Annotated in this window: 17 protein-coding genes; 7 read left to right on the top strand and 10 right to left on the bottom strand. The window is 33.9% G+C overall.

The genetic code is table 11. From position 1 onward, the window contains the following. Positions 1 to 76 precede the first annotated feature (76 nt). The 6 genes from M2139_RS01165 to M2139_RS01140 form a co-directional block, all read right to left on the bottom strand. Positions 77 to 442, bottom strand: a complete 366-nt coding sequence (locus M2139_RS01165) for a phage holin family protein (RefSeq protein ID WP_280737043.1) — start codon at positions 440 to 442, stop codon at positions 77 to 79. Beyond that, the gene (locus M2139_RS01160; protein ID WP_280737044.1) at positions 442 to 756 is read right to left on the bottom strand and encodes a PspC domain-containing protein; all 315 of its coding nucleotides are present in this window, start codon (positions 754 to 756) and stop codon (positions 442 to 444) included. Before M2139_RS01160 ends, M2139_RS01165 begins: the two co-directional genes overlap by 1 nt. 53 nt (positions 757 to 809) lie before the next feature. Beyond that, entirely contained in the window at positions 810 to 2,408 is a 1,599-nt protein-coding gene (gene liaX / locus M2139_RS01155) for a daptomycin-sensing surface protein LiaX (protein ID WP_280737045.1), read from the bottom strand. A gap of 389 nt (positions 2,409 to 2,797) precedes the next feature. After that, positions 2,798 to 4,108, bottom strand: coding sequence for a PTS sugar transporter subunit IIC (locus M2139_RS01150; protein ID WP_348522590.1), 1,311 nt, complete (start codon positions 4,106 to 4,108; stop codon positions 2,798 to 2,800). 45 nt (positions 4,109 to 4,153) lie between these two features. Next, positions 4,154 to 6,505: a glycoside hydrolase family 9 protein gene (locus M2139_RS01145; protein ID WP_280737046.1), complete on the bottom strand. Its 2,352-nt coding sequence runs from the start codon at positions 6,503 to 6,505 to the stop codon at positions 4,154 to 4,156. After that, positions 6,502 to 7,449, bottom strand: a complete 948-nt coding sequence (locus tag M2139_RS01140) for an ROK family protein (protein WP_280737047.1) — start codon at positions 7,447 to 7,449, stop codon at positions 6,502 to 6,504. Before M2139_RS01140 ends, M2139_RS01145 begins: the two co-directional genes overlap by 4 nt. A gap of 198 nt (positions 7,450 to 7,647) precedes the next feature. Between M2139_RS01140 and M2139_RS01135 the strand changes: the two genes are divergently transcribed. From M2139_RS01135 to M2139_RS01120, 4 genes are all read left to right on the top strand, one after another. Beyond that, positions 7,648 to 8,703, top strand: a complete 1,056-nt coding sequence (locus tag M2139_RS01135) for a LacI family DNA-binding transcriptional regulator (protein ID WP_280737048.1) — start codon at positions 7,648 to 7,650, stop codon at positions 8,701 to 8,703. Between the two features lie 63 nt (positions 8,704 to 8,766). After that, the gene (locus tag M2139_RS01130; protein ID WP_280737049.1) at positions 8,767 to 9,591 is read left to right on the top strand and encodes a Cof-type HAD-IIB family hydrolase; all 825 of its coding nucleotides are present in this window, start codon (positions 8,767 to 8,769) and stop codon (positions 9,589 to 9,591) included. Beyond that, complete coding sequence (locus M2139_RS01125; protein WP_280737050.1) at positions 9,584 to 10,678, top strand: SIS domain-containing protein; 1,095 nt, start codon at positions 9,584 to 9,586, stop codon at positions 10,676 to 10,678. The genes M2139_RS01130 and M2139_RS01125 overlap by 8 nt, the downstream gene beginning before the upstream one ends. Before the next feature lie 149 nt (positions 10,679 to 10,827). After that, complete coding sequence (locus tag M2139_RS01120) at positions 10,828 to 11,826, top strand: acyltransferase (RefSeq protein ID WP_280737051.1); 999 nt, start codon at positions 10,828 to 10,830, stop codon at positions 11,824 to 11,826. 91 nt (positions 11,827 to 11,917) lie between these two features. On the opposite strand, the gene M2139_RS01115 is transcribed toward M2139_RS01120, so the two are convergent. The 4 genes from M2139_RS01115 to M2139_RS01100 form a co-directional block, all read right to left on the bottom strand. Further along, positions 11,918 to 12,451 carry a hypothetical protein gene (locus M2139_RS01115; RefSeq protein ID WP_280737052.1) on the bottom strand — a complete coding sequence of 178 codons (534 nt, stop codon included), beginning with the start codon at positions 12,449 to 12,451 and terminating at the stop codon, positions 11,918 to 11,920. Between the two features lie 78 nt (positions 12,452 to 12,529). Continuing rightward, positions 12,530 to 13,363 (bottom strand): hypothetical protein, encoded by an 834-nt coding sequence (locus M2139_RS01110; RefSeq protein ID WP_280737053.1) that lies wholly within the window; start codon positions 13,361 to 13,363, stop codon positions 12,530 to 12,532. Between the two features lie 149 nt (positions 13,364 to 13,512). Next, on the bottom strand, positions 13,513 to 14,724 hold the full coding sequence (locus M2139_RS01105) for a trypsin-like serine protease (protein ID WP_280737054.1): 1,212 nt from the start codon (positions 14,722 to 14,724) through the stop codon (positions 13,513 to 13,515). 480 nt (positions 14,725 to 15,204) lie between these two features. Next, positions 15,205 to 16,296, bottom strand: a complete 1,092-nt coding sequence (locus M2139_RS01100) for an NlpC/P60 family protein (protein ID WP_280737055.1) — start codon at positions 16,294 to 16,296, stop codon at positions 15,205 to 15,207. 207 nt (positions 16,297 to 16,503) lie between these two features. Here M2139_RS01100 and M2139_RS01095 point away from each other — a divergent pair, with 207 nt between their 5' ends. From M2139_RS01095 to M2139_RS01085, 3 genes are read left to right on the top strand one after another with little or no spacing between them, the layout of a single operon-like run. Beyond that, the gene (locus M2139_RS01095) at positions 16,504 to 16,911 is read left to right on the top strand and encodes a BlaI/MecI/CopY family transcriptional regulator (RefSeq protein WP_280737056.1); all 408 of its coding nucleotides are present in this window, start codon (positions 16,504 to 16,506) and stop codon (positions 16,909 to 16,911) included. Continuing rightward, complete coding sequence (locus tag M2139_RS01090) at positions 16,911 to 18,047, top strand: M56 family metallopeptidase (RefSeq protein WP_280737057.1); 1,137 nt, start codon at positions 16,911 to 16,913, stop codon at positions 18,045 to 18,047. Before M2139_RS01095 ends, M2139_RS01090 begins: the two co-directional genes overlap by 1 nt. Then, positions 18,044 to 18,262 carry a hypothetical protein gene (locus M2139_RS01085; RefSeq protein WP_280737058.1) on the top strand — a complete coding sequence of 73 codons (219 nt, stop codon included), beginning with the start codon at positions 18,044 to 18,046 and terminating at the stop codon, positions 18,260 to 18,262. The genes M2139_RS01090 and M2139_RS01085 overlap by 4 nt, the downstream gene beginning before the upstream one ends. The last annotated feature ends 4 nt before the right edge of the window (positions 18,263 to 18,266 follow it).

Raw genomic sequence — 18,266 nt, 5'->3', positions numbered from 1 at the left:
TTTGGATTTAATAAGCAGCCAAGACTAAATGGTTCACCCTAATCATTATTAAAACTTTTCTATCAAAAAATTGTTACTATTTTTCATCCTGATACTTTGATAAAGTATGCTCACTAACAATTGAATTGACAATCGACATAACAATCGCAACTAAAATTGAAGCACCAAAAGTAGCGAAACCAAATTTAGCTGATCCTACGAAAAATGACGTCAATTGCAACATTGCTGCGTTTACCACAAAACTAAACAGTCCAAAAGTGATTAGCGTAAAAGGTAAAGACAAAATTGTCAATACGGGTTTCACCAACATATTTAACAAAGATAACACGAAGCTAGCAATAATCGCTGTTCCAAAGCCACTTACAAAGACCATGTTGGGGAAAATGACCGCCATGGATACGAAGGTTAATGTATTAACAATCAACCGCTGGAAGTAGCTCATTAGAAATCGCTCCAATCATCATCATTAACTTTTTCGGCTTCTTTACGAGGCGTAGTTTTTTGTGTATTTTTGCGGTAATCATTATTTTGGTAATAAGGATTACTATGTCCGTAGTTACTATTTCTTTTATCACCTTTAGGAATAATCATCGCTAAAATAATATACAGTAACACTGGGCTACCAATTCCCACAAAAGTAATGAAAGCATAGATTAAACGCACAATAGTTGGATCAATATTAATATATTCAGCAATCCCACCTAAAGTACCAGTTAGCACTACGTTATTTCTTGATTTTGTTAATCTTTTTCCCATATTTATTCACCTCTTAACAATGTTAGATTAGTTGATTAGATTTACAGAAAATTTTATTCGCCTTTATTAGCAACATCTTTCAAGAAGATATTTCCTGTTGCTGTGCCTAAATCAATTTTAGCTACTTCATTTTCATTAGTTCTTCTGAATTGTAGTAATTGATTCATTTTTTCTTTTTTCTCACGAATGGTTTCATAATCAGTCATGCGACTATTAATGCTACCTAAGCTAGTTTTAGCTAAGCCATCAAATGCAATTGTATTTGGTAAAGCCACTTTCACATTCCCATTAACAGAGTTAGCACTAATTTTACGAATACTTTCATGTGCTAAAGTCATGCGGATATCACCATTGATAATTGAAGTTGAAATATTATCGACAGCTGCCGTAATTGTCACTGTACCATTAACAGTTTCAATGATTAAATCTAAGATTTCACCATTTTTAACAGCGATATTACCATTAACGCCTTCAATCTCTAACATAGTACCATTTAATTGCTCAACAGTAATATTGCCGTTTGTTGATTTCATATAAATGTCTTTCACATCTAATTCATTGACTAAAATATTACCATTTAGTAATTTCACCGCTACATGATCGTAAGTCCGTTTTGGTAAGTAGAAAACTAAATCAGCCCGAACCCGTTTATTAGGGATTTGGAAAGAAATTTGATCTTCATCAACCGTAATTTTACTGCGTTCCATCAAAGCATCTAATGGTGTTTCAGCATCCATTTTACCATATAAACGGATTTTACTTTCAACTTTAACTGTTGGCTCATCCCAAGTTTTAAAAGTGATATCGCCATTGGCTACTTTCACATCAATTAAAGTCGCTTCGGTTGCTTCGTATTCAAACACATGCTCAAATTTTGTAGTAGCAATGCCTGGAACTTTCATATTAATGTCTTTCCATTCAACATTATCTTGAACAGATTCTGAAACATTGCGGAAAGTTTTTTTGAACATTCTACCTAATTCGCTACCAAACTTACCAACTTGCGTTAAAGCTTCATTAGCTTGTTCTTTTAAATCATCAGGAATTTCAATTTTAACATTTTTAATTTTTTCATTGAAATTGTCTTTTTTGCCATTCCATTGATCTTTGCGAATATTTTTAAGTGATTCATCTAAAGTTGCTTTTTCTTCATTTAATTTTGCTAATTCTTCTTCTAAGTTATTCATAGCATTTTCAACATCGGTACGTAATTGTAAATCATCAATATCCAATGCATCTAACTCTTCTTTAGTGTTTAGCTCCATCAATTTTTCTTGCTTGCTCTTGATTTCAAGTTCAATTCCTTTAATTTCAAGATTAACTTCATCAATTTCTGCAGATGCGCGATTTGCTTCAGTCGCTAATTCTTCTAAAATTTGCTCTAAATTTTCACGATCCATTGCTTCGTTATCTTTAACTTCTTCACTAGCAGCTTCTTCATCTTCAAAAGCTTCTGTTTCATCAGAAAATTCCTCATTTACAATATCCGCTACTGAACTTTCATCAGTTTGGGGATTATGTAATTCATCAGCAACCTTTTCAATTTGTTTGCTATCTTTTTCAGTTGCCATGCTCTCTAATAAATCTAACGCCTCTTCAGTTGAAAGAATGCCTTTTTTTACAAGCTCTAAAACTCTATCTCTTTCTTTCATGGAAAATGCCTCCTCTTTTTTGTTGTCCAGTATTAGAAATCTTTGTTGCCGATTTCGTTAACTTTTCTTTTTTGTTAGCTATATTTTCCTTACATACAACATTATGCCCTTTTTTATTCGAAAAGTCATAGGACTTAAGTCCGAACTTTCTCTCAGACCTATTATTCTTTGCCAAAAATCTCTTTAAAATCCTGTAGAAAAGACAATTTATTTGAGAATGCTGATATTTTTAATTTTTAAATGATTTATTTTTCTTCCTATATAATAATAGAAAAAGTTTAACTAACACTCATTATAAACGAGTTTAGTCAAACTTACGTATTAATTGCTTTATTTATAATAGTAGCAAAAAAGCCAAGCAACTAAAAGCTGCTTGACTACTCATTAAATTAATTTTCAGTTTTCACGCGGTTAGATAGCATTACAAATGGTGCATAGATTAATGTTCCAATAACAATAATTACTATTTGTAAAATCGCTGCTCTAATATCACTGGCAGTAGCTAAATAACCTGATAAAATTGGTGGTGTCACCCAAGGAATCGCAATATAAGTTGGGTTCACCAAATGCATACTTGTTGCTAAATAAGCTAAAGTTGTTGAAACCATTGGCACAATACAGAATGGCACTGCATAAATTGGGTTAAACACAATTGGTAAACCAAACATAATTGGTTCACTAATATTAAATAAACTTGAAACCCCACCGATTTTAGCAATTAAGCGTTCGTCTTCTCTTCTAGAGAAAATTAGTAGCGCAATTACTAAACAAATCATTGTTCCGCCGCCACCCATATAAACATAGGCATCTAAAAATGGTTGCGTCACAATATTTGGTGCAGTTAAACCAGCTTCAATCGCTTCAATATTTTGTTGCATAGAAGTTAATAAAATTGGACCTGAAATCGCGCCAAAAACAAAGGCGCCATGAATCCCAAAAATAAATACAAAAGTAGATAGGAAGACATAAAGTAAAATTCCTGGTAAAGATTGGAAGCCACCGATTAATGGTGCTTGTAAAATATTAACCACTACTTCAGGAACCGTTGAACCAGTTAATGTCCGAATCGCAACTTCCAATAAAGCAAAAATTGTAATTGTGATAAAAGCTGGAATTAATAAATTAAAAGACTTCGCAATTGCTGGTGGTACACTTTCAGGCATCTTGATTTTCAAGAAATCATTTTGTGAAAACTTGCAAAGAATTGTTACACCTAATAACGCTGCGATAATTCCTAATAACATTGTTGAAGCACTTGTATAAGTTTGTGTTAAAGTGCCACTAACATTAATTGATTCGCCAGCATAATTACTAATCGTTACTTCATTAGGAATCAAAGTAATATAACAAGCCAATGCTACTATTCCTTCTAAAGCACCTTCAGCACCATATGATTTCGCCAAACGGAAACCAATTAAAAAAGTAACCATTAAACCTAACATACCCAACGTGCCATTATAACCTTGAACACATAATTCTGATAAAAACTGTCTACCTGGAATTCCTCGCAAGATGCCGGTACCTTCAGCTAACAAAACATTGTTAACTAATACAAAAAAGGCTGCAGCAATCGTAATCGGAATTGTACTAGCAAAAGCATCACGAATGGCTGCGATATAACGATTCGCTGAAATTTTATTAGCAACTATCGCAATTTTTTCCCCTACATCTTCTTTAGTCATTTTTGATTTTTCACTCACTTTTCTCGCTCCTGTCATTTTATATTATTGTAAAATCTTTTATTTCTAATCAAATAACTTTTCTGCTAAACTAAACCATTTGCCAGCTAAGCCAACCCAAACTTCTTTATAAGTCGCATTATTAAATTGCGGCCAATAAGGCTGATCTTCATTTTCAAAAGTTTGAATCCCCACCGGCATTTCTCCCACCATTTCACCTGATGAGACCGTATACATTTGCGGATAATTTTGCCCTTCCCCGTACATCATGGATTGACTAAAAGGATTTTGACCAATCATCCACTGCATTTGACCGAAACCAATATTAAGCAGCTTTTGATTATTTAACAGTTGACCGATGATAGCAGCACTTTCTCCCATAGAAAGTAATATTCCATTATTACCTCTAAAAGAAAACCAAACTGGAAAACGTTTAATGTAATACTTTTCAGCAATTTGTTTACCTTGCAATAATTGTTTTTGATAGCTTTCATAAGCTTCTTCAGATACAAGTAAATGTTGCTTATTAAATGAAGCTTCATCTTGCCACTCATCTTGATGATAAATTCCGCTAGCAATCATCGGATAAGGCGCCGTATCAACAACTAAAAATTCAAGATATTCTCCATATATGGTAATGGCTTCAGTTAATTGATTAGCTAATGCTGCATCTTTGACAACTTTTTTAGCTTCAGCTAAAGCATAAGCAAATAGATGCTCACGTGCTTGATGATTAAAATGTTGAAAAACTTGCTGTTGTTCATCACGATAAAACATCCCGCGTAAAACTTGACCATCAAATAATTCAATTCCTTGTTTTTCTTGACAAGCTAGTAAATCTTTCAACCAAGCTTGCATTTTTTCTAAATAGTCAGCTTTTTTAGTAATTTGGTATAACAAAGCACTAGTCCAAACGAGTGTCGCTAAATAAGTACTTTTTGAAGTGCTATAAGTATGCTCCCAGAAAATCGGTTCATGAATAAAGGGTTGCTTTTCAAAACCAGCATAAGCATCATTAAAATCAACTTCTAAAATAGATTGAATTTTTTCAATTAAATCACTATCACTTGGTAACGTTATCAGTATTTTGGCTAAAGTACCGGTAATTAAGAAATTATCATACGGACTATTATGAATCCGTGCTTTAATATCATCCATATTACCCAACTGATTATCAGTCCAACGAGAGCTGCCTGCACTAGTTAAACGATTGCCATCACCTAGACGGGTTTTAAAAATGAAATCTAAGCCCCATTCTGCTTCTTCAGCTAAACGCAACGCTAAAGCAGTATCTTTTGGGCGATAATGTTTTGCCATTTCAAACAGGCTTAACGTCACTTCAGCTGTTTGCACCAATTGTTGTGAAAGGTCACCGGCATCATGCCAACCACCATTAAAACTAATTTTTTTACCTGCAAATTCCCCAAAGACATCTTGATGACAAGTGCCATGAATACCTTTAATTGGGCAACCACAACGTTCACAGTAAACAAAATTCAAGGATTTCCAGATGGAATCTTGTAATAAGGTTTGATAATCACCAATCTTAAAGCCAGCTGTTTTTAAAGAAGCTAGTTCCACGTAATATTCCCCAGCTACTTGAAAATCGCTAAAATCAGCACAGCTAAAGTGACCAATTGAGCTTTCAAAATTTGTCATTTCTCCTACAAAAACTACTTCAGCAGAAGCTACTTTTTTTAATTGGAAAGTTTCTCCAGCCCATGTTGCATCCGCAATTACTTGCTTTTTTCCATTAAGGGGATAACCAATATGAGCATAGCTTAAATTATTTTTATCTACTTGCCAGCCTTTGGCGCTAGTTGCTTCAGCGTTTTTCTCCAAAACAATCTGCTTAATGGTTATTTGCCAATTACCAGGAAGATTCATATAAGAACCATTGGCATTAAAAGAAATCCGTAGCTTAGTCACTACATCTCTTGGTAAATTGCTAATATCCAGCACGTAAGTTTCACTTTTTTTATTAGTTAAATTGATAATATGAGAGCCTTCACGATTATAAATATCAGGAATTTTAATTGCGCCATCGTTAAAAACCCCTAAAGTGATTGCTGGATTAATAATGTTTTCGCAATCACAAGCAACTTCCAATTTAATTTGTGTGAAATCTTGCCAATCTTGCGGATCAAAAGTTAATAAAGCCGCAATTTCCCCAAAAGAAGTATAATCGCCATCTTGGGGCCAGCCTTCAGGATAGCTATCATAGCGAGCAGGACTGGTTAAAATAATTGCATCCGCATTTTTCTGAAGTGTTCCCCGCCCTTGATGTTGCCAAGTTCCCGTTAACTTTTTACTTGCTAAAATCTTTTCATTTTTAAGCATTCTTGCTTCAAAACCATTTTCAAAAGATACTTTTAATGGTTGATGTAAGAAATTGCTTGCTGTTAATTCTTCTATCATAATTTCACCTTTTCAAAACCATTTATCCCACAGCCGACAAAAGTTATATAGTTAGGATCGATTTCGGTTTTTTGCAAACCATATTTAACAAAGCGCATTGTTTTGGCATTCAAATTTTCTTTGACCATTTCAAAAAAGAAGGTATTACTCATAACACCACCACCAACAATGACTGCTTCCGGATCAGAAACTCGCACCATGTTCATAATTAATTCAGCAATTCCACGGCTGGCTCTTTCTACTACTGTTTTAGCCAGGGGATCTTGCTTTTGAGAAGCTGTAATAATTTCTGCAACAGGCCAACGTCTATTTTCTAAATTTACTACGTCTGATGAAGCCTTAGCTAATAAACGATTGTATTCATTACTCATACCTAGGCCTGAAGCAAATGATTCCACACAACCATAGCGGCCGCAAATGCATTGCTTGCTAGCCGAAAAATCCACAACCATATGACCGATTTCGCCAGCGTTAAAATGTCCACCTCTAATTAATTTGCCTTCATCCACAACCCGACCAGCAATGCCGGTACCGACATTAAGGTAAACAAAATTTTCAGTCTTTTTACCAATACCTAATTCTTTTTCAGCGATTGCTGCGCTAGAAACATCATTCGTCACAACCACTGGTAAATTAACTAAAGGTTGAAGTTCTGCAACTAAATCAATTTCTTGAGCATTTTCTGGATGGATTTCATACCAAATTCCTTCAACAGTATTAACCCGACCAACTACCGCTACACTTAAAGCAATTAAATGACCTAAGATTTTTTCTTCTGTTAAACAAATTTGCAAACACTCTTTGATTTTTTTTAGGGCGTTTTCTTGAGAAGTGACGTCAGAAGGAAATTTTCTTTTCCAAAGTACTTCTCCTTTTTCATTTAGCTCTCCGATTAAAATCTTAGTTCCACCAAGATCAACACAGAGAACTGTTTCTTGAGACATAATAACTAATTCCTCCCATTTAAAACAACACGATTTGGTAACGTTATCAAATATTTTTAATCATAAACCGGTTACAATCTTAGGATAATTCATAACAAATAAATTGTCAATACTATTTTAACGACATTTGGTAACGTTATCTGTTTTTTATTGCTTTTTTTGTGAGAATCCGTTATTATCAATTAGGAGGTATTCAAGATGACGAAAAAAATTACGATTAAAGACATTGCCAAAGAAGCCGGCGTTTCTGTTTCGACAGTTTCTCGCGTGCTTAATAACCACCCGTCCGTTAATCCTCAAAAACGAAAGATCGTTCAAGAAGTTATCGAACGAGAAAATTTCCAACCAAGTATGTTAGCCCGTGGTATGGTTTCTAACCAAACAAAAAATATCGCAGTTGTGCTATCAGATATTAATAATCCTTATTTCACTGATTTAGTTGCTCAAATTGATGAAGCTTCTAGAGAAAATGGCTATTCTTTATTAATGTTTAACACCTTAACTGCCGGCCCTTTAAAAATTGCCAACCCAGTTTTCGCTGAACAACAAACTTTAGCGACGATTTTAGAGAAAAAAGTTGACGGCGTCATTATTTTAGGTGGGGAAATTGATAAAAAAAATCCTGACCCAAAATATATTGCTGCTTTAAATAAAATTGATAAAGAAGTACCAATGATTATTGTCGGTCAAAGCCACCCGGATATAACTGCTACTTTTTTACCAAGAGCCTTGAATCAAGGAACAAAGTTGGCTTTGCAACATTTATTAGCTTTAGGAAAGCGAAAAATCGGCTTTATCGGTGGCGAACCAGCGATTACCATCACAGAAGAACGTTTAGTTGCTTATCGAGAAACGCTCGCACTTTACAGTAGTGTCAACGAAAATTGGATTAAACTCAGTGATTTTTATGCAAAAAGTGGCTACCAAAGCATGCAAGCATTATTAACCGAAGCTGAGTTACCCCAAGCAGTCATTGCCATTAATGATAAAGTGGCTTTAGGTGCGATTCGAGCATTGCAAGATGCTGGTTTAACTTGCCCTGAAGATATGGCTATCGTTAGTTGTGATGCCTTTTTAGACGGTGAGTATACGGTGCCGCGTTTAACAACAATTAATCAAAATAATCATCGCATCGGTAAAGAAGCTGTTCAATTACTTATGAAGAAAATTGATAAACAACCGATTGATCAAACACCACCCCATGTTCCAGAAATCATCATTCGCGAATCATGCGGGGTAAATAACAATAAATAAGTGAGCTGATTAATTTTCTTTGAAAAAATAATACTTTAATACGCATAAGGAGTAGTCAATACAATGAGTCAATTAATTTTTATGGATATAGATGGCACCTTAGTTGATGCTACATTAAAAATTTCTACTGAAGATAAACAAGCGATTGCTTCAGCTATTGAAAAAGGCGCAAAAGTTTATGTAGCAACTGGACGGAAATTTTCAGCTGCTAAAGAAGTGATTGCGCAATTACATCCAGAGGTAAAAGTCGTCGCTTCAAACGGCTGCGTCTACGAACTAGCGGGCAAACGTTTTGTTGATACGATTAGCAACGAAGCCTTATTAGCGATTTACAAAATTGCGGTGGCTGAAAAAATCCCGCTATTCTTCTTTGGTTTAGAAAAAACCTTTTTCACAACTGAACTACCGACTTATTTTGCCGCTGAAGAAAAAGCTCGCTTATTAGCTGGTAAAGAAGCCATGCTCGTTCATATTAAAAATGAAGATGAGCTACTAAAATGGGCAGATGAAATTGTTAACGGCATTATTATTTCGGAAGATGATTATCAACATCTCGTTGGTATTAAAGAAAAACTATCAACAATTAGTGATTTAACAGTCTCTTCTTCTCATTTTAACAACTTGGAATTGATTCCTAAAGATATGAGTAAAGCGGTAGCGATTCAAAAAATCCAAGAACATTATCAAATCGCAAAAGAAGATACTATCGCTTTTGGTGATGGCGTTAACGATATTGAAATGTTTCAAGCCAGCGGGATTAGCGTTTCAATGGGAAATGCCCCTGATGAAGTGAAAAAAGTCACCCGCTTCACGACTTTACCTAATACACAAAGTGGCATTAGTCACTTTCTAAATAATTTTTTTAAGGAGGATAGAAAAAATGACTGAAAAACCAACGATGTTAAGCTATATTAAAGAAGAACAAGCTACTCTATTAAAAGCGCTAAATCAATATCCCAAAAATATTGATGTTGTCTTAAACCATCTGCCCCAAAGCCAACAGCTGTTAGTTTTGGCCACTGGCTCTAGTATTAATGCAGCCCTTAGCGCAAAATACTACATTGAATCAAAGGCTCAGTTACAAATTGACATTCAAGAGCCTTACAATTACCTTAATTACGTGAAACATCAAGCCACTCAACAAATCGTATTAGGTATTTCACAAAGCGGCCAAAGTACCGCCACGATTGAAGCCTTACAGACACTCCCTGCTGATAATTTAAAAATCGCTGTCACAAGTATTCCTGATAGTGAAATCACCGCTGTCACTGACGCTACCCTTGATATCCTAAGTGGTAGAGAGCGGGTTGGCTACGTAACACTAGGATTTTCAGCCACGGTTTTAGCTTTAATGCTATTTGGTTTACGTTTAGGCGTAAAAAAAGGCCTGATTTCATCTGAACAAGAGCAAAGTGAATTAGCCGAATTTGAAAAAATTATTTTAGCAATTGACGAAACAATTGAAAGAACAACAGCTTTTTTCCATAAAAACGCCCTTGAATTAAGCGAAAGCCAACGCTTTATGTCGATTGCATACGGCTCAGCTTTCGGTACCGCTAAGGAAATGGAAACAAAATTTTCAGAAACCATTCGCGTACCCTCTCAAGGCATTGATTTAGAGGCTTTTATGCATGGTCCTTATTTAGAGATGCAACCAGATTATCGCCTCTTTTTCTTAGATACGCCGGCTAACGCCGCCGTTACTGAAAAAGCTTATCTGTTAAAAAAATATGAAGAAAAAGTAACCCCTTATATTTATTTAGTTTCGGTCACTAAAGAGCAAGCCACCAATGACAGAGAACTTATTTTGCCGAAAGTTGCTGATGATGAAAAAGCCCCTTTGCTTTTAATCGTGCCCTTCCAAGTTTTATGTTGGTATGTTTCTCGCGGCAAAGGGATTGATATTACTCAACGAATCTTTACCGATTTTGCACAATCAGTAAAAAGTAAAACAACCGTTCAAGATTACGTATAAAAATAAACCAGACTTAGAGTAAAAGCTTAAGTCTGGTTTATTTTTATAGATTATTTCTGAAGAATTTTGAAAAAGTGCATTTTTAACGTGACTTTTCCTGCATTATGATGAATACTGAAGATAATAAAACTCGTGATTCAGGAGGTTGTATGAAGAAAAATAGTCACTATCAATATCTTCATCTCGCTCAATTTATTGGCGCGATTTTAGTAGTTGCCGTTCATAGTGGTACCTTAACTAATAATCCTCAGCTACATTTTTTCCTAAAAAATATTTTAGGGCGAATTGCAGTACCTTTTTTCATCGTAAATAATGCCTTTTTCTTTAGAAGTAAACCCACTGAAAGAAAAACTGATTGGTTTATCAGAATATGTAAAACCTATTTGCTGTGGTCAGTGATTTATTTACCATTAGGCTTTCAGTATTTGCAACAAAACTTCAATTTGAAACCTCTGCTCTACTTACCAGCGCTGTTTGTTGGCTTACTGTATACGGGCATTTATTATCATTTATGGTACTTCCCGGCTTTACTTTTAGCGGTCGTATTGGTTACTAAATTAGTAAAAAAATTCGGTTACTTCAAAAGTTTTATTTTTCTCAGTTTTCTATACAGCTTAGGGGCTGTCGAAACTTATTCAGCTTTTTTTACTAACTCTGATATTCAAAACATATTAGATTTTCTCTTTTCAATCATTTTAACGACTCGCAATGGGCTTTTCTTCAGTTCTATTTTTGTTTTAATTGGCTTTTTAATTGCTGACTACCAAGATAAATTTGCCGAAAACCGTACAAAACTACTATCTGGTGTGATTATTTTACCAGTCATAATCTTGATTGAAAGTTTAGCCATTTATCATCATCAAGGCATGGATAAAAATTTCTTTTTCTATCTATTACCTTTAATGTTAGTCGGATTTCCGTTAATGATTACTCCTTCACGAAAGAAGTGGTTTCCTTCGTTAAGAAAATATGGTCAATTCATTTTCTTCGTTCATCTTATCCCGATTGAAATTTTCAACTTAATCATCGCTAATAGTAGCAACACGCCATTACTAGGTTGGATTCGCTTAGCCTTAGGGATTATCGTTCCGATTATTTGCTTAATGCTTTTTGAAAAAGTAAAACCGTTAGATTTGTTGAAAAGTTAATCATCATAAAAAACAGCCTCTTGTCTATCATTCACGACAAGAGGCTGTTTTGATATTACCAACAAAATGATTTACTTCCTAGCTAGCAAATTTATAGTGGATATGCATTGAAAGCAACGCCTTCATCTTTCCAACCAACCGCAATCAGATGTGCTCGTTCATTTGAATCTAAAGTATAATGATGAGAACCAACTTTTACATTAGGATTGTATAAACGATATACAGGCGCACCTTCATTGCCAGCCGTTGGGAAACTAATAAAATCGCGTTCCCAACCAACAGAAACTAGATAGCTTTCTTCATTTAAATCAGCCGTGTAATGATGATCACCCGTGTTGGGATTATATAAACGAGAAACATTTGGTCTACCGTCAACTAAAGTATTCATATCAGGAATCGCCCATGCGTTCCCTTCACCTTTCCATCCTAAATTACGTAAAGTAGCAGCTTCAAAACTGCTTGGAGTATATAAATGTTCACCAGTATTTGGATTGTATAAACGCTCAATATAATCATGTTTTTCTGGAAGTTCAAAGCCTTCCGCTGCCACTGGTGATCTATTGAGAAATAGAACTGATGCAACAGCTACAACTAAAGCACTCAATGTTTTAAATGTTCTTCTCATAACGCTCTCGCTCTCCTCTGTGTGTCTTTTCATCTTCCCAACAAACTTTATTTTTCATTCATATCTACTAGCATGCAATCATTTTATATAAGCATTAAAAGCAGTACCTTCATCCTTCCAACCAACCGCAATTAGCTGGTCCCGCTCAGTAGTGCTTAAGGTATAATGATGTGCTCCAGCATGTGCATTGGGATTATACAAACGATAAACAGCTGAATCTTCTTTGCCAGCTGTAGCAAAACTCAAAGCATCCTTAGACCAACCAACTGACACTAAATAATTAATTTCACTACTGTCAGAAGTATAGAAATGATCACCAGCGTTAGGATTGTATAAACGAGCAACAGCAGCATTCTTGCTCGCTTGTGGTGCATACCAAGCAACGCCTTCACTCTTCCAACCAAGTTTTTTTAAATTATCACGCTCGGATTCAATCGGTGTATATAAATGTTCACCAGAATTTTTATTATATAGTCGATAAATTGGTATTTTTTTATCTTCAATAACTTGCACACTGAAACCTTTAGCGACTTCTTTTGTTATTAAAGTATCATCTGGAAACTTTTCTGCTAGTTTTTTTAAGCTTGCTTCAGATAATTTTACATAATAAGTGAAAATTGTTTCACCGGCTTTTTTCCCTTGCCAATTACCTAATTTATCAATAGTGAAAATTTCCGCATCTTCGCTACTAAAAAACACTTCACCAGTTACCGCTTCACCTTGAATATCATTTATTTTGTATGAATATTTTCCGGTTGAACCTACTACAACTTCTTCTTGATAATTACTAATAGTAATTTCTGGCGTAATATCAACTTCCTTCGCTTGACTTATCGTTGGAAAGCTCAATAACAGCCCTGTACAAAATGTTACTACTGTACCTAAAACGACTTTCGTACTTTTCTTAATCAAAAAATCACCCTCTCTTGAAAATGGTAAAAGCTATATTTAATGGATTTACACGAATAAGGTGTTAATAGTATTACATCCATTTATCTTGCATCATCTGTACCTAAACATTATAACACTTATTTTAATTCACCCTATCTCAATACTACCTTTTATAACCCATACCAAGCAATGCCTTCATCTTTCCAACCTGACTTAACTAAGTTATTTTTTTCATTCACATCATAAGTATAATGATGTTGATATCCAGAACGGCCATTAGGGTTATACACTCGGTAAACTGGTGCTGTTTTGCTTCTATTAGATTTCCAAGAAACACCTTCATAACGCCAACCAGCTTTTACTAAATTATCTTTTTCACCAGTATTACTAGTGAAGAAATGTCCACCATTACTCGGATTATATAACCTATGAACATCGTCTCCAATAGAAGGTGAAAACCAAGCTGTACATTCATAACGCCAACCTAATTTTTCTAAATCTAAAACTTCAGCATCTTTTATAGTAAAGAAGTGTGCACCACTATTCGGATTATATACTCGATAAACACCAATAGATGAATTAATATCTGATTGAATCCAATTGTAGATTACATTATTCATACGAGTTCCAAAATTCTTTGTATTCGCACCATATGCATGAGTAGCAATTACTTGATTTTTAGCATTATACACAGGACTACCACTTTGACCACCTACTGTATCTAATTCGTAATAAACATTATTTTCAGTAAAAGATTGCACTACTCCACTATTAGTCCACATGGTTTGAGCTGCTTTATCTCCAGGGTAACCTGTTGTTGTAATTCCCATACCTACAGACACTACCGAACTTAAACCAAACCAACCAGTATTATAACCTAACGGTTTATCTAAACGAATTAAACCAACATCATATTCACTACTATTTTCTTCAGTCCAACCTTTAACAGATAATAATTTTTTCCCAGAAGTTGTACCATATGGCGCTTTACTTCCATTTACACCAGGAAATACTTGAACATTTACTGCCCATCCCATATCTTTATTGTAAACTACATGTCCAGCAGTTAAAACTGATGTAGAAGATATCATATTACCACTACCTATATACGTTTTACCATTAGAAAATGTTGCTTGAATATGGACAACTGCAGAATTTGGGAATTTCGTCGTACTCGTTACTCGAACCCGATTATCTGAACCAATTATATGCTCTTCTTCAGGAACATTTTTATCCGGTAAAGCTGGCTGTAAATTGTCATTTACTATTACTGTAGTAGCATTACTTAAATCATTAGTTCCCTCTTGAAATGGTAAATCAACTTCAGATAGAGAATTTTCAGGGAAAATAATTTCTTCCCCAGTATTTGTAACTGTATCCAAAGAATCAGCTTCAGCTCTTGTTGAATTGAAGCAAAAAGAAAATAATACTACCATCCCTATAAATATTTTTTTATTCATTGTAATCAACTCCTTTTTTTATCAGTAAAAAATACTTAAGATGGCTCATTTTTCAAAATCTATTAAGCAAAATCACTTAATTAATTTGCTAAAAAGGCATTCCTTCATACTTCCAGCCATCTTTAACTAGTTGCTCTCTCTCAATCACATTTAATAAGCATATTTTTACATTAGAATTATACAAACGATAAACTGCGATTCTTTCTTTTCTACCCTAAATTTTACATATAGCTACCTTATAAGCACTAAGCGTGAACAAGCGTTCGTCAGCATTAGGGTTATATATGCATGTTATCTATCTTCTGAAAGGTTTTCACTGTCAACATAAGATTATTAGTAAAAAAGTTAAAAATACAAAAAATATTTTAAATGTTTTTTCATAGATAATCCCCAGACTACTTTTTATTGCTTAACAGCATAAAAAGCAACGCCTTCATCTTTCCAACCAGCTCTTATTAAATTATCTCGTTCACTGCTATTAACTGTATAGTGATGACTTTCAGAATAAGTACTAGCGTGTGGATTATACATACGATAAACCGGCACACTTCCTCCTGAATACCATGCGAACCCTTCATTTTTCCAACCAAGATTTACCAAATTATTTTTTTCATTATTGTTAACCGTATAATGATGTCTTCCATTATTAGGATTATAAAGTCTATAAACCGTTGTTCCTGATGCCGGAGCAACCCATCCCTTATTTTCATAATTCCAACCTACATTGTATAAACTTATCGCTTCATTTAAATCACTGGTATAATGATGGTTTCCATTATTAGAGTTGTACATTCGGTGAATAAAACGTTCATTTTGACCTTGTCCTGTATTACTAGGTTTGGAACCCTTATTTAAATTTAGCACTCTTCTTGCAAAATCCGGAGTATAAGTTGAAATATTTGCAATTTTCACATTTTGACCAAATGTCGGAGCGTGAATGTATTGATTGTCTCCCATATAAATAGCTACATGAGTAGTATTACTCCTTGGCCCCCAAAATAAAAGATCTCCCACTTCTAAAGAATTTAGGCTTACTTCTTTTCCAAGTTTTTCCTGGTTCATCGTAGGTGCTGCAATATTCATATTGACAGCTTGCTTAAATACATACTGCACAAGCCCTGAACAGTCAAACCCCGAAGGATCTTTCCCTCCCCATGAATAGGGAACACCTATATACTTACGAGCCTCATCATAAATTTTTTGTTGTTCAGCAGTCAAGTTAGCTGCTTCACTTGAAATAAGTTCTTCATCTTCAAAATTAGGAATATTCATTATTGCCTCAAATTGTTCCTCTGTATAACCAGCTGCCAAAGCCTTCTCTTTTTCACTTTCATACTCTTCTGATGAAAGATTACTACTTTTTTCTGAGCTTAGCGAAAACTCTTGGCTCACTTCCTCTCCGTAGGCAGTTGTTCCATTTAAACTTACCATTCCACCACAAATTAGACCTGCAATTAATAAATGTCTAACCATTTTATTTTTCCATTTTTTCATATTGATTCCTCCAAGTTTTTTTATAAACATATAATCTTTTATTTGTAAGTTAATTATAATCACGCACTTTATCAAAGTCAATAACGATTTTAAAAAACGAAATCGATATTTACTTTAAAATAGATAAAAAAACTAAAACAAGTGTATAATTAATTGACTTTTTTTCAAAAAAATACGATAATAAAAAAAAGGAGTTGGAATTATTAAATGGTAAAGAAGGATAAAAGCTATTTTTTCTTAACAGAAAAAGAAGAAGCGACTATGAAAGTGCTTTGGGAAAATGATAAACCTATGAGTGCTGCTGAAATTGCTGAAGAAATTCCAAACAGGACGTGGCCAGCAACATCTATCCAAGGAATTATAAAAAAATTAGAAAAGAAGAATGCCATTAAAGTTGCTAAAATTACGAAAATTGGTAAAGCTTATGGTAGACTATTTGTTCCTACTATTTCAGCAAATGAATATGCAACTATGCAATTTAAACGTTTCTATCAAGAAGAAAAAAGTGACTCATTGTATGCCCTATCAGCATTGTTAGGAGAATCCCAACAAGATAAAGAGGAGCTTATTAAAAATCTACAAGACTTAATAAAAGGTTACGAGGAGGAAGCATGATGATAATTTCTTTTTTTTCTATTGTTTTTGCAATTTTTTTATTAACAGTAGTGTCTTTCATTATGCCAATAGTAAGAAAGAAAACATTGGATTCTCACCAATTTTCTTTAACACCATTACTGCTTATTTTATTTCTAAGCATAATTCGAGTTTTCTTTCCTATTGAATTTCCTTTTTCAAAAGTGATTAATATCTGGCATATTTATCCTAGTATTATAAGTTTTTTTTATTTCCCATTGTTCACTATAAAATCATTTGAAATAACTATTTTGACTGCTGTTCTTTCCATTTGGATAATTGTAGCAATTTCTAAAATAGTAGTTAAGTTTATAAAATACAGAAATTTCAATCACTCATTGCGTTTGCTCTCAACCTGTAATGATAAAAAAATTCATGCTATGTTTTCTTTAATTACAAACAATACTCAAAAAAAATATGTAATTATTCAAAATGAGCTAATTACTTCACCAGCAATAACTGGTTTTTTTTCACCAACTATACTGCTACCTAATATTGATTTTACCGATGATGAGTTACAGGGGATTTTAATTCATGAATGGAATCACTTCAAGTATAGACATACCCTTATCAAACTATTATTTCAAGTGATTCAAGATATTTTTTGGTGGAATCCTGCTTTAAAAATATTAAATACGGAAGTCAATCATATGTTAGAAATGAGTGCAGATAAACAAGTTTGTAAAGTTCTGAGTCATAAAAAAAGAAGTTACTATCTTTCTGCAATAGTAAAAGTACTAGAAAAAAATAAATTTAACCCACCAAACTATATGGTTGCCAGCTTAGTAGAAGAATCTAGCAGTGAACGAATGCACCAAAGATTTCAAATGATTATTGAAAATCGCTATGGCAAAAGATATTTTAAAGACTTCTTTCTACTTATTTTTATTTTTATTATGTTTACTATGTCTTATTATGCTTTACCTCAAGCCGCCGCTCTACCTACTGCTGATGACTTAGGAGCAATGGATTATATTCCATCTGATGCTTATATTATAAAGGAAAAAGAGATATACAAAATATACGGTCCAAATCATCAACTCATATCTGAGTCTCCTATAATCGTTGATGGAATGTCTAATTTGAAAATCTATAATTCGGAGGAAGATGTAAAATGAAAAATAAATTGATTCTAATTGCTGGTATTTTAACTCTTACTTTTTATCCAACGGTTTCTTTTGCTGAAAGCAATAATTTTGAAGTACCTATGTCTATTACTCCAGAAAATAATATTACAATTTATCAATATAAATCGATTAATGGAAAAATGCATAAACGTCTTTGGTCAGTTTCCTACAATCGCTGGGTAGATTCTAGTTGGACTTTAGTTTAATAAC

It is taken from the genome of Enterococcus sp. PF1-24, from assembly GCF_029893325.1.
Lineage (GTDB): Bacteria > Bacillota > Bacilli > Lactobacillales > Enterococcaceae > HY326.
Note: the sequence above shows the minus strand (reverse complement) of the source record. Positions and strands in the feature narration are given on the sequence as shown.